At 54.3% G+C, this 13,308-nt stretch carries 10 protein-coding genes; 4 read left to right on the top strand and 6 right to left on the bottom strand.

Features of this window, described 5'->3' with window-relative positions; genetic code table 11:
* Positions 1-18: 18 nt before the first annotated feature.
* The 3 genes from DW088_RS13235 to DW088_RS13225 form a co-directional block, all read right to left on the bottom strand.
* Positions 19-336: a hypothetical protein gene (locus tag DW088_RS13235; RefSeq protein WP_118361239.1), complete on the bottom strand. Its 318-nt coding sequence runs from the start codon at positions 334-336 to the stop codon at positions 19-21.
* Between the two features lie 164 nt (positions 337-500).
* A complete protein-coding gene (locus DW088_RS13230) occupies positions 501-1,292 on the bottom strand; it encodes an S-layer homology domain-containing protein (protein WP_158574698.1) in 792 nt (263 codons plus the stop codon).
* 274 nt (positions 1,293-1,566) lie between these two features.
* Positions 1,567-2,709, bottom strand: coding sequence for an iron-containing alcohol dehydrogenase (locus DW088_RS13225; RefSeq protein WP_243029939.1), 1,143 nt, complete (start codon positions 2,707-2,709; stop codon positions 1,567-1,569).
* Between the two features lie 1,480 nt (positions 2,710-4,189).
* On the opposite strand from DW088_RS13225, the gene DW088_RS13220 reads away from it, so the two are divergent.
* Positions 4,190-4,540, top strand: a complete 351-nt coding sequence (locus DW088_RS13220; protein ID WP_199720441.1) for an LPS biosynthesis protein — start codon at positions 4,190-4,192, stop codon at positions 4,538-4,540.
* A 103-nt stretch (positions 4,541-4,643) separates the two neighbouring features.
* On the opposite strand, the gene DW088_RS13215 is transcribed toward DW088_RS13220, so the two are convergent.
* Positions 4,644-5,558 carry a sugar phosphate isomerase/epimerase family protein gene (locus tag DW088_RS13215; RefSeq protein WP_118286227.1) on the bottom strand — a complete coding sequence of 305 codons (915 nt, stop codon included), beginning with the start codon at positions 5,556-5,558 and terminating at the stop codon, positions 4,644-4,646.
* A 183-nt stretch (positions 5,559-5,741) separates the two neighbouring features.
* On the opposite strand from DW088_RS13215, the gene DW088_RS13210 reads away from it, so the two are divergent.
* From DW088_RS13210 to DW088_RS13200, 3 genes are all read left to right on the top strand, one after another.
* Entirely contained in the window at positions 5,742-6,608 is an 867-nt protein-coding gene (locus tag DW088_RS13210; RefSeq protein WP_118361235.1) for an AraC family transcriptional regulator, read from the top strand.
* A gap of 157 nt (positions 6,609-6,765) precedes the next feature.
* Entirely contained in the window at positions 6,766-8,154 is a 1,389-nt protein-coding gene (locus DW088_RS13205; protein WP_118361233.1) for an MATE family efflux transporter, read from the top strand.
* 269 nt (positions 8,155-8,423) lie between these two features.
* Positions 8,424-8,666 (top strand): HPr family phosphocarrier protein, encoded by a 243-nt coding sequence (locus DW088_RS13200; RefSeq protein ID WP_118361231.1) that lies wholly within the window; start codon positions 8,424-8,426, stop codon positions 8,664-8,666.
* A gap of 300 nt (positions 8,667-8,966) precedes the next feature.
* On the opposite strand, the gene carB is transcribed toward DW088_RS13200, so the two are convergent.
* Positions 8,967-12,152 carry a carbamoyl-phosphate synthase large subunit gene (gene carB / locus DW088_RS13195; protein WP_118361229.1) on the bottom strand — a complete coding sequence of 1,062 codons (3,186 nt, stop codon included), beginning with the start codon at positions 12,150-12,152 and terminating at the stop codon, positions 8,967-8,969.
* Positions 12,152-13,246, bottom strand: coding sequence for a carbamoyl phosphate synthase small subunit (locus DW088_RS13190; protein ID WP_118361227.1), 1,095 nt, complete (start codon positions 13,244-13,246; stop codon positions 12,152-12,154). Before DW088_RS13190 ends, carB begins: the two co-directional genes overlap by 1 nt.
* Positions 13,247-13,308 lie beyond the last annotated feature (62 nt).

Raw genomic sequence — 13,308 nt, 5'->3', positions numbered from 1 at the left:
CGCTCTGAGGCTGTTCTCTTATGTGTTGTCGGGAGAGGTGTACGAACCGCGGTAGACCTTAATGGACTCCGGCAGCCAATGCCCGTCCGCAGGTTTCTGAATCTCGGTGATGGTGTATGCCAAACCGTGGTATTTCGCATATACGATGGAGGTTTCGCTGTCGTAAACGGCGATTTTGGTGCCGTCAGGCATGGTTTTCTGCCAGACAGTGAGTTCATCGTCCGGCGTGCTGCTGACAAAAAGCAGGCCGCCGGTCGGCATATAGCTGATGTTCAGACTTGCAGCCAGCACGCACAGCAGCGGAACGATCAGCAGGAATGCAATGCGTTTTTTCATGAGCTGTTACCTCTTTCACGGAAGCGGTCTCTCGGTATCTGTACTATAGCAGATAAACCGTATTTTTACAATTCGCGTTTTGACTGAAAACTGTGACGTGAAATTGATGCCCCAAAGACATAGAAAAACCACCTGTTATCAGTGATAACAGGTGGTTTTGCACATTATTTGATCTGCTGAGACAGGTTGTACAGCACCTGTGCCAGCTCAACCGACTTAATCTGTCCCTTGGGATTGAATGCGCCGTGATTGTCGCCGTTCATCAGCTTGTTGGTCTGACAGAACGCAACGGCATCCTTCGCCCACGGAGCGATCGAAGAAGCATCGGTAAACGCGGTATTCACACTTGTATCAGTCGAAACCGTAATCTTTCCGGCCTTTTCGAGCAGCGTAATGTAGCGCTGCAGCACTACCGCGAACTCCTGACGGGAGATGGAGTCATAGGGACGCAGGTAGTGCTGGCTGTCGCCGGTCATAATGCCGGATTCAAAGCAGAATGTCATGCCGGGACGATCAGATTCATAAATCTGGTTGTAGTCAGGTGCTTCCTTGATGGCCATGCCCGCATAGGATGCAGTCAGTTCAGGGTCAACGAGCTTTGCACTGTTGTAAATCGCTTCGGCAACCGTGCAGCGGTTCTCCGCCGGATTGAACCACGGGAAATATTCTTTGCCGTTGATATGACCCGCCGGCAGCATGATGTTGTTCTCAATCACATAGCGGACTGCGGGCGTGAACCACGAGTTCTCCGGCAGCTCGTATTTCTGCTCGAACTCGGCATCGGTCAGGTCCTTGTCGTTCTTGGCGTAAAGGTTGTTTTCCTGCTCATCGGCGGTCTGTGTGGCGGATACGGTGGTATCAACGTTATCCGGAAGGTCGGCAGCGAGCGCGGTGGTGCTCATGGAGAGTGCCACTGCACCGGTGAGGAAAAATGCCATTACCTGTTGAAATTTCATAGAGTGTACCTCCTTGTCTGCGGCAGAGCCGCAAGCTAATAGATGTATGACGTATATCATACTCTGTGACTATTATAGCATGATCTGGCGGCAATACAAGCAGTGTAACACAGATGTAACGCAAACGACACAAAGTCGTCTGAAAGTTCCGCCCGTTGGTTGAAACTTTCTCCCTCCCAAAGTCAAAAAGTCAGCGCTATCGCGCGAAAATGTGTTAGCAACTGCCGTTGTCGAAAAAAGAGCGGACCAATCGGTCCGCTCTCAGCGTATTCGCTTAAATGCTTTCGGTGATGATGTCCATAATCTCCTCGCGGGACAGCGTGCGCGGATCGACACGGAACAGGGCGCCCATGGTGCTTGCTGCGTTGTCAGCAAGTTCGCCTGCGTCCTCCGGCTTTACGCCGTAGTCGGACAGGCGCAGCTTGTCCACGCCGCACGCCTGCTGCAGCTCAGCCAGCGCAGCGAGAAAATCGCCGTCCGCACGTCCGAGTGCGTGTGCAATGGCCTGCAGGCGGTCAGCTGAGGTGTCCTTGAAGCGGCTCCAGTATGCCTTGGACAGCATGATCAGACCCGCGCCGTGCGGCAGATTGGGATGGAACGCGCTCAGCGCATGCTCGATGGCGTGCTCGCCGCTGCAGCTCGACAGCGTTTCGACAAAACCTGCCAGCGTGTTCGCCAGTGCCACATCCGCGCGTGCATCGACGTTGCCGCCGTTCTTAACAGCTGTTGCCAGCGATTTGCCAATCAGCGCAATTGCCTGCAGCGCGAACATGTCGCTCATCGGGCTTGCAGTCTTAGCCAGATAGCCTTCGGCCGCATGGAAGAATGCGTCAAAGCCTTGGTATGCCGTCAGATGCGGCGGAACTGTCATCATAAAGTCCGGATCGACGATCGAAATGGTCGGGAAGCACTTCTCGCCGCCGCCGCCGATCTTTTCCTCGCCGTTGGTGATAACCGTGAACGGGTCGGCCTCCGTGCCCGTGCCTGCGGTCGTTGGAATGGCAACAACCGGCAGTCCGGCATTGGCCATGCGCTTGCCGCCGCCCGTGCCGCCGTGAATGTAGTCCCACCAGTCGCCGTCGTTGGTCGCCATAATGGCAACCGCCTTGGCCGTGTCGATGGACGAGCCGCCGCCGAGACCGACAACAAATGCAATGTTCTGCTCACGGCAGAGCGCAGCGCACTCGCGTACGCCCTCGATCGTCGGGTTCGGCTGTACCTTGTTGTATACCACGGTCGGGTGACCGGCTTCCGCCAGCGTATCCGCCACCTTGGCCACATAGCCCAGTTTGGTGGTGGAGGTGCCGCCGGTGATGATCAGACCCGTGCCCTGCGGCAGACGTGCCTTGGCCAGACGCTTGACCGATCCGGCACCGAAAAATAAGCGTGTCGGCATATAAAAGCTAAAGTTTTCCACTGCAATAGCCTCCTTTTGGGATTAGTAGTTAGTGATTAGAAATTAGAGTGAAGAGCTCCTACCAAGTGGGAGTTAAGACAATACCGCATAACCCAACAAGAGCGGTTTGCAAATAAATTTTGCGGTGTTGCCTTAAGTAATATCCTCACGTTGCGTGGACGGCCAATGACCGCCCCTGCGATGCAGATGGTGCAGTTCAGAAAGTAACGGTGTGCCGAGGACGTTGCACCCTACGGTAAAGATTACTGATAATTGTAACTCGGAGGTGTCATCCGTTATATCCAGACCAGCGAGTTGCGCGACATACCCGTGCCGCGCCCGCGCGGCGTCAGCGCAGATTCCGCTCGCTTCGCAAGCCCTAACACTTTCATTATACCAAATTCCACACTTGGAGAAAAGAGCCAAATCACCGAAATGGATGGCTTTTTGTTGTGCAATATGCAGTCTAAAAAGTCGTAAAAAACGCTTGACGTTGTGCAATATTAATGATATTATAATGACACAGAAAAGATAAAGGCAAACACCAAAGGCAAAGTAAAACAGGGGTTTTACTCCAAAAGGCGCAAACCTTCATCTAATCTGAAGGATGTCAATCCGGTTTGATACCCACGAAAGAGGTGAGTCCAATGGTATCAGAAGAGGCATCTTACCAGTTCGCGGGACTCGCCGCGGCGCTGTGACCGAAACGATCAAGGTGATAGCTGAAAAAATGAGCGAGTTCCAATTCCACAATTTGAACCGCCTGAAAAGCGCGATCGGCTTCTAAGCAAAGGTAACAACAACGGTAACTTTGGGGAAGCTATCCTCGTGAATTTAACTATCCGTACATGGCATACTAAGACAGTCAAGCGGATCGAGGCAGCAGGAAAGTAAGGTTCATACATGACAGAACCCTGATATTTGATGCGCCGGCGAACAAAACGAAGTATCTTACGATACCTGCCGGATGCTGCACCCGCCGATGGGCATACTGATGAGTATCTGCAGCATAGACATACCGTATCGGAACGAGATGATATCAAAGTCCGAGTAAAATCCGGTTCGACAAGGCAGGCTGTATCACATCTTCCGCCGAGCAGTGACGCATCACCCACTGGAAATAGAGTTCCCGAATGTAGGAAAGGCAACCAAACGGATTATGTAGTTTGTGCAGTAAACGAACCTTAGCCGGGCGGTTCCGCGAACGTAAGATCGAAAGATGCCGAAAAAACAACCGAATACCAATCCAAATGCGATGGGAAATATCCTGTCGGGAAAAGAGGATCTATGGAGATTTGGAAGTAAAAGCCCTCGTTCATGTGTCTGTGAATGAGGGCTTTATTTTGTCCTTTTTGTCAATGGCAAAATAGATAAAATGAGTGTTGAAAATCTGTATAACTGCACGAAAACACGGTTTTGGATAAAGTTGCTTTGACGAAACTGTCAAAACTCTGCTATGATGGAAATGCAATACAGTGCAATATATAGAGGAGCGATACTTATGAAAATAGACGGAAACGAGCTGGCCATCCTGCAGAACGACCTTGACCGCGAGGGCAAGAAGGAAGAAGCACTCAAGATCAAGCTGGAATTTCTGCGTCAGGTGAGCGAATCCGGTGATCACTGCCCGTGTAAGGAGGCGTGCCGCCATCACGGCAACTGCTTCGAGTGCGTGACTATCCACCGCGGACACCGCGACCATTTGCCGATGTGCCTGTGGGATATGGTAAACGAGCGGCTGGCGGCTCTCAGCCACATAACCGAAGGCACGCTGCGCGCCTATGAGGACCGCAAAGCCGCAGAAGGTATCGAGTGCGGTGACTGTTCCGACTGCCCCGGCTGCGGAGAATAAAAATATAACGGACAAACCAAAGCGGTTTGTCCGTTTTTATCTGCCGAATGAAAAAGGACTTGAGTGAAAACCCAAGTCCTTTTGTGTATTCAGGAAGTATTCTTTACAGCAGCTCGTGCTTGATGCGGTCGAGTGCCTCCGGAGCCTGCTGATCCATCTTCTCCGGGAAGCCGAAGTAGGATACGCAGATGATATTGTCGCCGCCAACCTTGGGAGCGTCCGGCTTCAGCTGCTTGTTTGCGAAGTCCATCTCACGCAGGGTTTCGAAGATGCCGTCGAAATCAACCTCACCCTCGCCCATAGCGGTGTGCTGGTGGATGGTGTAGTCAGCACGGCCACGCTGGTTCAGCCAGGGCGGATTTACGATGTAGCGGCAGTCCTTGGTCTGGTTCCAGGTGTCAGCCAGAAGAACGTGGGTCAGCTCATCGCCGGCGTACTTCAGCATGTGGCGAACGTCGCCCTTACCCTGATCGTAGAAGAAGCCGTGGGATGCGGAGTAAACGTAGCCCAGGTTCTTGGAACGGAAGGACTTAACGATGTCGCAGGCCTCGTCGTTCAGCTCTACGAAGTCATACGGATGAGACTGGCACTCTACGCGGATGCCCTCACGCTCGATGATCGGGAGAAGCTCCTCCATAGACTTGAAGAACATGCCGTTGCAGATCTCCTGCTGGTTCGGGTCGCCAGAGAACTCGGTGTTGATGACCGGTACGCCCATGTCAACCGCGATCTCAATCATGCGCTTCCAGTTTGCAACTGCGTGCTGGCGCTGCTCCTCGGTCGGGCCGGACCAGCGGTAAACAACGATGAAAGAGGAAATCTCTACACCGGTCTCCTTGAGAGCCTGCTTGTACTCCTGCTGGCACTCCTTGGAGAACAGCGGGTGCTTGTAGAACGGGTTAATGCGCGGATGCGGGGACTGCTCGATGTACTTGTAGCCCCAGTCAGCTACCTTGTGAACATAATCGTTGATGGACATCTGCTTGGCAAGAACGTCAACGTCAAATGCGATTTTCATAAGAATGATCCTCCTTGTCTGTTTGCCATATCAAGGGTGGCTTCCCTGTTTGATGGCTCTATTATAAAGCGTTTCTGCCGTCTTGCCAATGATACAAATCACCCTAAACCTGCGAAATCCTGCTATTCGCTATTGCATCAAACGGATACTTCTGATAGGATAGAGGCAAGGAGAGTGACCGCTATGCTGATTCCCGAATTAGGTGTCCATCAGACCTCGGAACGGTACTTTTTTACACCGTCTTCGCTTGCAAAGGAGCTTTTTTATTACCCGACGCGGCTCGGACATTACTTCTGCAACAGCCGGTATTCCTTCAATCACCGGTCGGAAATTGCCCTGCAGGGTGACCACAACCAAAATATCATGCTGTTTTTTGTGCATGATGGCGCAATGGAGCTGACGCTGAACGGTACGCCTGCCATCGCCGGAGCCGGACAGATCGTGCTGTTCGACTGCCGTGAGCCATACAGCTATGCCGCCTCGGACGGACTGGAGTTCACCTGGCTGCTGTTCAACGGCCTGAATGCCCGCGCGTTCTATCAGAAAATCCTGCAGGCACGCGGCCGCAGGGCATTTTCGCCGGTCGCACCGGCGGAGATTGCGCAAATGCTGGATTCTCTGCGGAGCGCCTGCGCCGAGGACGCGCGGCTGAGCGAGGCACGGTGCTCACAGCTGATCCACAGGCTGCTGTGCCTGCTCCTGCTGGACGAGACCACCGAGAGCACCGCAGGCGGCGACCGTATTGCACAGGCCATCCGCTATATGAACCGGCATTTGTTCGAGCCGATCGGCGTGCAGGACGCGGCAGCAGCCGTCAGCCTGAGTCCATCGCATTTCTCACGGCAGTTCAAGGCGCGGACCGGCTATTCACCGTATGAGTATATCGTGCTGCGCCGCATTGACAAGGCGAAGTATATGCTGGCGTCCACCGAATTGTCGGTCAAAGAAATCGCCTACGCGACCGGCTACAACAGCGAGGAGAATTTCATTCACAGCTTCCGCAAGAACGTCGGTGTTGCACCGGGAATCTTTCGGAAGTATCCGGTCTAAACGCTTGACAAGTGCGAAAAACGCTGATAAAATAAAGCAGTCGAGTAGCAGAAGTGCGTAAATCCAGATAGATTTACGCACTTTTTTCTTTTGTGCAAAAGACAGGTTGTGGCAGCTTTCCGCAAAGACTCCGAAAATCCAATCAGGAGGTTTCGATATGGATCGGAACAAGGCAGAAAAACGAATGGCGACCGCGCCGGTAGGACGGCTCATGCTGCAGATGGGCACACCGATGATACTATCCATGATGCTGCAGGCGGTCTACAACATTGTGGATAGCTATTTTGTGGCAAACATAGCGGAAAACGGTGAAATCGCGGTCAACGCGCTGACACTTGCGTTTCCGGTGCAGATGATGATGGTCGCCGTCGGCATCGGCACCGGTGTCGGCGCAAATGCGCTTATTGCGCGCGCGCTTGGTCAAGGTGACCGGGAGAAGGCGGGGGCAGCGGCAGGCAATGCGCTGACGCTCATGGGGATTATTTATGCGGTGTGCCTGCTGTTCGGCGCGTTCGGTGCGGGTGCGTACATCGGCTCGCAGACGAGCGACCCGACCGCTCTGGCGATGGGCAGTCAGTACCTGCGCATCTGCTGTATGGCATCGTTCGGCATTCTGTTCTTCTCGGTGTTTGAGAAAACCCTGCAGGCGACCGGCCGTTCGCTTTATTCTACAATCGCACAGGTGACAGGCGCACTGACGAACATCGTGCTTGACCCAATCATGATCTACGGTCTGCTCGGCTGTCCGAAACTGGGCGTGGCAGGTGCGGCATGGGCGACCGTGCTCGGTCAGATTGCGTCTCTGGCTCTGGCGGCCGTGTTCCATTTCCGGCTGAACAGGGAACTGCCGTTCAGCCGCAAGGCTCTGTGCCTGCGCCGCAGTATCGTCGGCGAGATTTACTCCATCGGCGTACCGGCCATCATAGCACAGGGCGCGATGAGCGTGATGAATTATTGTGTCAATCTGATTTTCGGCAGTCTGGACAGTTCGTATGTCACCGCTTATGGCATTGTGTACAAAATTCAGCAGTTCGTTTTGTTCGCGGCGTTCGGTCTGCGTGACGCGATTACGCCGATTGTGTCGTTCAGCTACGGCATGCAGAATGCGAAACGCATCCGTGAGGGCGTGCGCTGCGGTCTGATGTACACCATCGTTCTCATGCTGGTTTGCACTGCGGCTGTAGAAATTCTGGCGCAGCCGCTGGCAGGTATTTTCTCACTGTCCGCAGGCACGATGGGCTTGTGCGTGACCGGTCTGCGCGTGCTGGCGGTCAGCTTTGTATTCGCAGGTGCAAACATTGCCATACAGGGCGTGTTCCAGGCCACCGAGGGCGGTGTGCAGTCGCTGCTCGTGTCGCTGCTGCGCCAGCTGATTTTTGTACTGCCGGCGGCATGGCTGTTCGCGCACCTGCTGCCGGCCGGCGTGTGGCTGGCGTTCCCCATCGCGGAGGTGCTGACCGCAGTAATCGCCGCCGTGCTGTTGCTGCATACCGCAGGGAAAGGCCGCCTGTCACAGCGGGATCACGCTGTTTCACTGGGTAAGTAAAATCCTGCCTGACAGAATATACGATTTTCTGTACAGCTTTTTGTCGCTTCTCACGAATCATCCGACCGAGAGACTCGACACTGTGCACAAACATATAGCCTATAATCTGTGAATAGTGCCTAATTAATTGAGAAATTGTGCTTATGTTAAGCGAAAAACGCTGAAAAATGAGAAAATCTACAAAAACCTCTTTTCTTTCTGCTGTTTTATGCTATAATGAAACTAACATAAAAGGGTTTCACGAAGTACAATCTCAGGAGGTAGTTATTATGACCAGAGGTATCCGTGTAAAGAATACGGACGACATTCAGAAGATCAACAAGATCGTAACTCGTTACGGTTTTGATATTTGGATTCACGGCAAGAGCGGTATGGTAGACGCAAAGAGCCTGCTCGGTATGTTCCTGCTGTCCCTGAACGAGCCGCTTCAGATCGTTCTCGAGGACGATGTTGATCCGACCGCACTGTTCAAGGATCTTGAGGATTACCTGGAGATCGACGACGAGGACTAATTTTTCTCGTACAACAGCATAATAAAAAGCAGTCGATTTTGGGCACCCTCCACAAAGAAGATGCCCCAAGACAGCTTTTGCATCTCAATTTAACATTTTTCGGAACGGTGTAGTCTTATTGACTGCACCGTTTCTGTTTTCTTACGCTATACAAGAGACTGGAATGATTTTTCTATTTCCTCCGTCACGGTTCAGGATGCTGTTCATACGGCGCCTCTATTCCGGCGGATTATAAAACCCGAAGGGAGAAACTTCTTTACGAAGTTCCTCCCTTCGGGTTTCTGTTTTATTTCACTGCAATCAGATGGTGTTGATATCAACCATTTCGCAGTTTTCAATCTTAATATCGCCTTCCAGGCAGCGCAGCAGCGCGGAAACCGTATCCATCGAGGTCAGGCACGGGATTGCACGCTCTACCGCGGTACGGCGGATGTGTACCGAGCCAAGCTCCGGATGACGGCCCTTGACCGAGGTGGCAACAACGTAGTCAATCTTGCCGGACTCGATCAGGTCGATGATGTTCGGGGACGGCTCATCCACATTGCGGATGGCGTTAGTGGCGACCATGTGGCGGTTGAGCACGTTTGCGGTGCCGCTGGTAGCGTAAATATCAAAGCCGAGAGCCTCGAAGCGCTCACCGATGCGGATTGCCTCCTGCTTGTCCGAATCACGGACCGAGATCAGGACAGCGCCCTTTTTCTTCATCTGGAAGCCTGCGCCGGTCAGACCCTTGAGCAGTGCCTCGCGGAAGGTCTTGGCAACGCCGAGCACCTCGCCGGTAGACTTCATCTCAGGGCCAAGCTGGGTATCCAGATCACGCAGCTTCTGGAACGAGAATACCGGAACCTTGACCGCATAGTGGTCGCTTTCCGGATGCAGACCGGTGCCGCAGCCCATGTCCTTCAGCTTTTCACCGAACATGCAGCGGGTAGCCAGATCGACCATCGGCACGCCGGTAACCTTGGAGATGTATGGCACGGTACGGGACGAACGCGGGTTTACCTCGATAACATAGATCTGATCGTTGTACAGAACGAACTGGATGTTGACCAGACCGAGAACAGCGAGGTTCTTTGCCAGAGCCTCGGTGTACTTAACGAGGGTGTCCTTGTGCTTCTGCTCGATGTTGATGGACGGATAGATGGAGATAGAGTCGCCGGAGTGAACGCCTGCGCGCTCGAAGTGCTCCATGATACCCGGGATGAGGATGTCGTCGCCGTCACAGATGGCATCGACCTCGATCTCGCGGCCCATCATGTACTTATCGACCAGAACCGGGTTTTCAACCTTGTTGCGGGTGATAACCTGCATGAACTCACGGACATCGGCCTCCTTGTAGGCAATCTCCATGCCCTGACCGCCCAGAACGTAGGACGGACGAACGAGAACCGGATAGCCAAGCTCGTCAGCCGCCTTGACAGCCTCCTCCTCGGTCATAACCGTGTGGCCTGCCGGACGCGGGATACCGCACTTTTCGAGGATAACGTCGAACTTTTCACGGTCCTCAGCGGCGTCAATCGACCATGCCGGCGTGCCGAGGATCGGAACGCCCAGCTTCTCAAGGTGCGCCGCAAGGTTGATGGCGGTCTGGCCGCCGAACTGTACGATAGCGTAATCCGGCTTCTCTGCTTCAACAACACCGGTAACGTCCTCGGGCGTCAGCGGCTCGAAGTACAGACGGTCAGCGGTATCAAAGTCAGTGGAAACAGTCTCCGGGTTGTTGTTGATGATAACGGTCTCGCAGCCGAGCTTCTGCAGTGCCCAGACAGCGTGAACCGAGCAGTAGTCGAACTCGATGCCCTGACCGATTCGGATCGGGCCGGAACCAAGTACCAGAACCTTCTTCTTGCCGGACGGAGGTGCAACCTCGGTCTCCTCATCATAGGTGGAGTAGTAATACGGGGTCTCTGCCTCGAACTCGGCGGCGCAGGTATCAACCATCTTGTATACCGGCAGACGCTTAACATCCGAAATGTCCTTGCCGGACAGCTGCTCGATGGTCTTGTCGAGGAAGCCCATCTTCTTGGCGCGGATGTACAGATCGGAGTCGATCTTGTCAGCTGCAGCCAGTTCCTTCTCCATGTCGATGATGTTCTGGAACTTGTGCAGGAAGAACACGTCCATCGTGGTGATGTCGTGAATCTCCTCAATGGTCATGATGCCGCGGCGCAGAGCCTCGCAGATGTGGAACAGACGCTGGTCGTCCGTGCGGGACACGCCCTTCTTAATCTCGGCGTCAGACTGCTTCTGGATATGCGGGGCGATCATGCTGTCCAGCTTGATCTCACAGCCGCGGACGGCCTTCATCAGTGCGCCCTCAAAGCTGTTGTCGATGGCCATAACCTCGCCGGTGGCCTTCATCTGGGTGCCGAGGGTGTTGTCCGCGTAAACGAACTTGTCAAACGGCCAGCGCGGGAACTTGACAACGCAGTAGTCGAGCGTCGGCTCGAAGCATGCCTTGGTCTTGCCGGTAACGGCGTTGGAGATCTCATCCAGACCATAGCCGACTGCAATCTTTGCGGTTACCTTTGCAATCGGGTAGCCGGTTGCCTTGGAAGCCAGCGCAGAGGAACGGGAAACACGCGGGTTTACCTCGATAACGGCGTACTCGAAGGATTCCGGATTGAGTGCGTACTGCACGTTGCAGCCGCCCTCGATGCCCAGCTCGGTGATGATGTTGAGTGCGGAGGTACGGAGCATCTGATACTCCTTGTCGCACAGGGTCTGCGACGGCGCAACTACAACAGAGTCGCCGGTGTGTACGCCGACCGGGTCGATGTTCTCCATGTTACAGATGGTGATGGCGTTGCCCTTGTGGTCGCGCATTACCTCGTACTCGATTTCCTTCCAGCCTGCGATGCACTTCTCGACCAGAATCTCGTCCACGCGGGAGTACATGATGCCGGAGGCCGCAATTTCGCGCAGCTGCTCCCAGGTGTAGGCAATGCCGCCGCCGGTGCCGCCGAGCGTGTACGCCGGACGGATGATGACCGGCAGACCGATCTCACGGGTGAAATCAACCGCATCCTCGACCGAGTGAACAACCTTGGAGGCAATGATCGGCTCACCGATCTTCTCCATGGTGTCCTTGAACATCTGGCGGTCCTCTGCCTTTGCGATGGTGGTCGGATTAGCGCCGAGCAGCTTTACGCCCATTTTATCAAGGAAACCGTTCTCACACAGCTCCATGGCGAGGTTCAGACCGGTCTGACCGCCGAGGTTGGGCAGCAGAGAGTCCGGACGCTCCTTTTTGATGATCTCCTGAACGGCTTCGACGGTCATCGGCTCGATGTAAACCTTGTCCGCCATAGCCTTGTCAGTCATGATGGTTGCCGGGTTGGAGTTTACCAGAACAACCTCCAGACCCTCCTCGCGCAGTGCGCGGCAGGCCTGCGTGCCTGCATAGTCGAACTCGGCAGCCTGACCGATAACGATCGGGCCGGAGCCCAGTACCATTACCTTATGAATATCTTTGCGCAGCGGCATTACTGAGCGCCTCCTTTCGACTTTTCAATATTTTCGATGAACTTATCAAACAGATACGAGGTATCCATCGGGCCCGGGCATACCTCCGGGTGGTACTGAACGGTGAATACCGGACGGCCGATGTGCTCGAGGCCCTCAACGGTGCCGTCGTTCAGGTTGACATAGCGCACGCGGGCAATCTGCGGGTCAACCGACTCGCCTACAACGGCATAGCCGTGGTTCTGCGAGGTGATGTAGGTGCGGTCCGCGTCGATGTCCTTTACCGGATGGTTGACACCGCGGTGGCCGTACTTCAGCTTGGTGGTCTTTGCGTCGATAGCCAGTGCCAGCAGCTGGTGGCCGAGGCAGATGCCGAAGATCGGCATGTCGGACTTCAGCAGCTCCTTGAGGTTTGCCACGATCTCGACATTCTCCGCCGGGTCGCCGGGGCCGTTGGACAGCATCACGCCGTCGTACTTGCCGACTACGTCCTCCGGCTTGGTGTATGCCGGAACAACGGTGACTTCGCAGCCGCGCTTGCACAGCTCGCGCTCAATGTTGTACTTTACGCCGTAATCGAACAGGGCAATGCGGTATTTGGTCTCACCGTCAGCGGGATAAACGATATTTTCGTCGCAGGTTACGGTCTTAACCGCATCCTTTACAACGTAAGCCTTCATTTCCGCAATGGTCTGCTCATCCGGCTCGAAGCCCTCGGTGTAAATAACACCGTTCATAACGCCTTCGCCGCGCAGCTTGCGGGTCAGTCGGCGGGTATCGATGCCAGCAAGGCCAACGACCTTCTGTGCCTTGAGGTACTCGTCGAGCGTTACCTTGCAGCGCCAGTTGGACGGGTATTCGCACATCTCGCGCATAATAAAGCCGGAAACCCAGCTTTTGCGGGACTCATAATCCTCAAAGTTGATGCCGTAGTTGCCGACGAGCGGGTAGGTCATGGTAACGACCTGACCGTAGTAGGACGGGTCGGTCAGAACCTCCTGATAGCCTGCCATGCCGGTGTTGAATACGACCTCACCGATGCTCTGTCCTTCGTAGCCGACTGCGGTACCCTCGAACAGAGTGCCGTCCGCCAGCAGTAAGTATGCTTTTTTCACTATATCCACACGCTCCTTAATTCTTCGATTGAAACCACGGTTTCAATCGAGGGGATATACCG

This window comes from Butyricicoccus sp. AM05-1 (genome assembly GCF_003474415.1).
In the GTDB taxonomy this organism is placed as follows: Bacteria; Bacillota; Clostridia; order Oscillospirales; family Butyricicoccaceae; genus Agathobaculum; species Agathobaculum butyriciproducens.
This window is presented reverse-complemented; position numbering and strand designations above follow the sequence as displayed.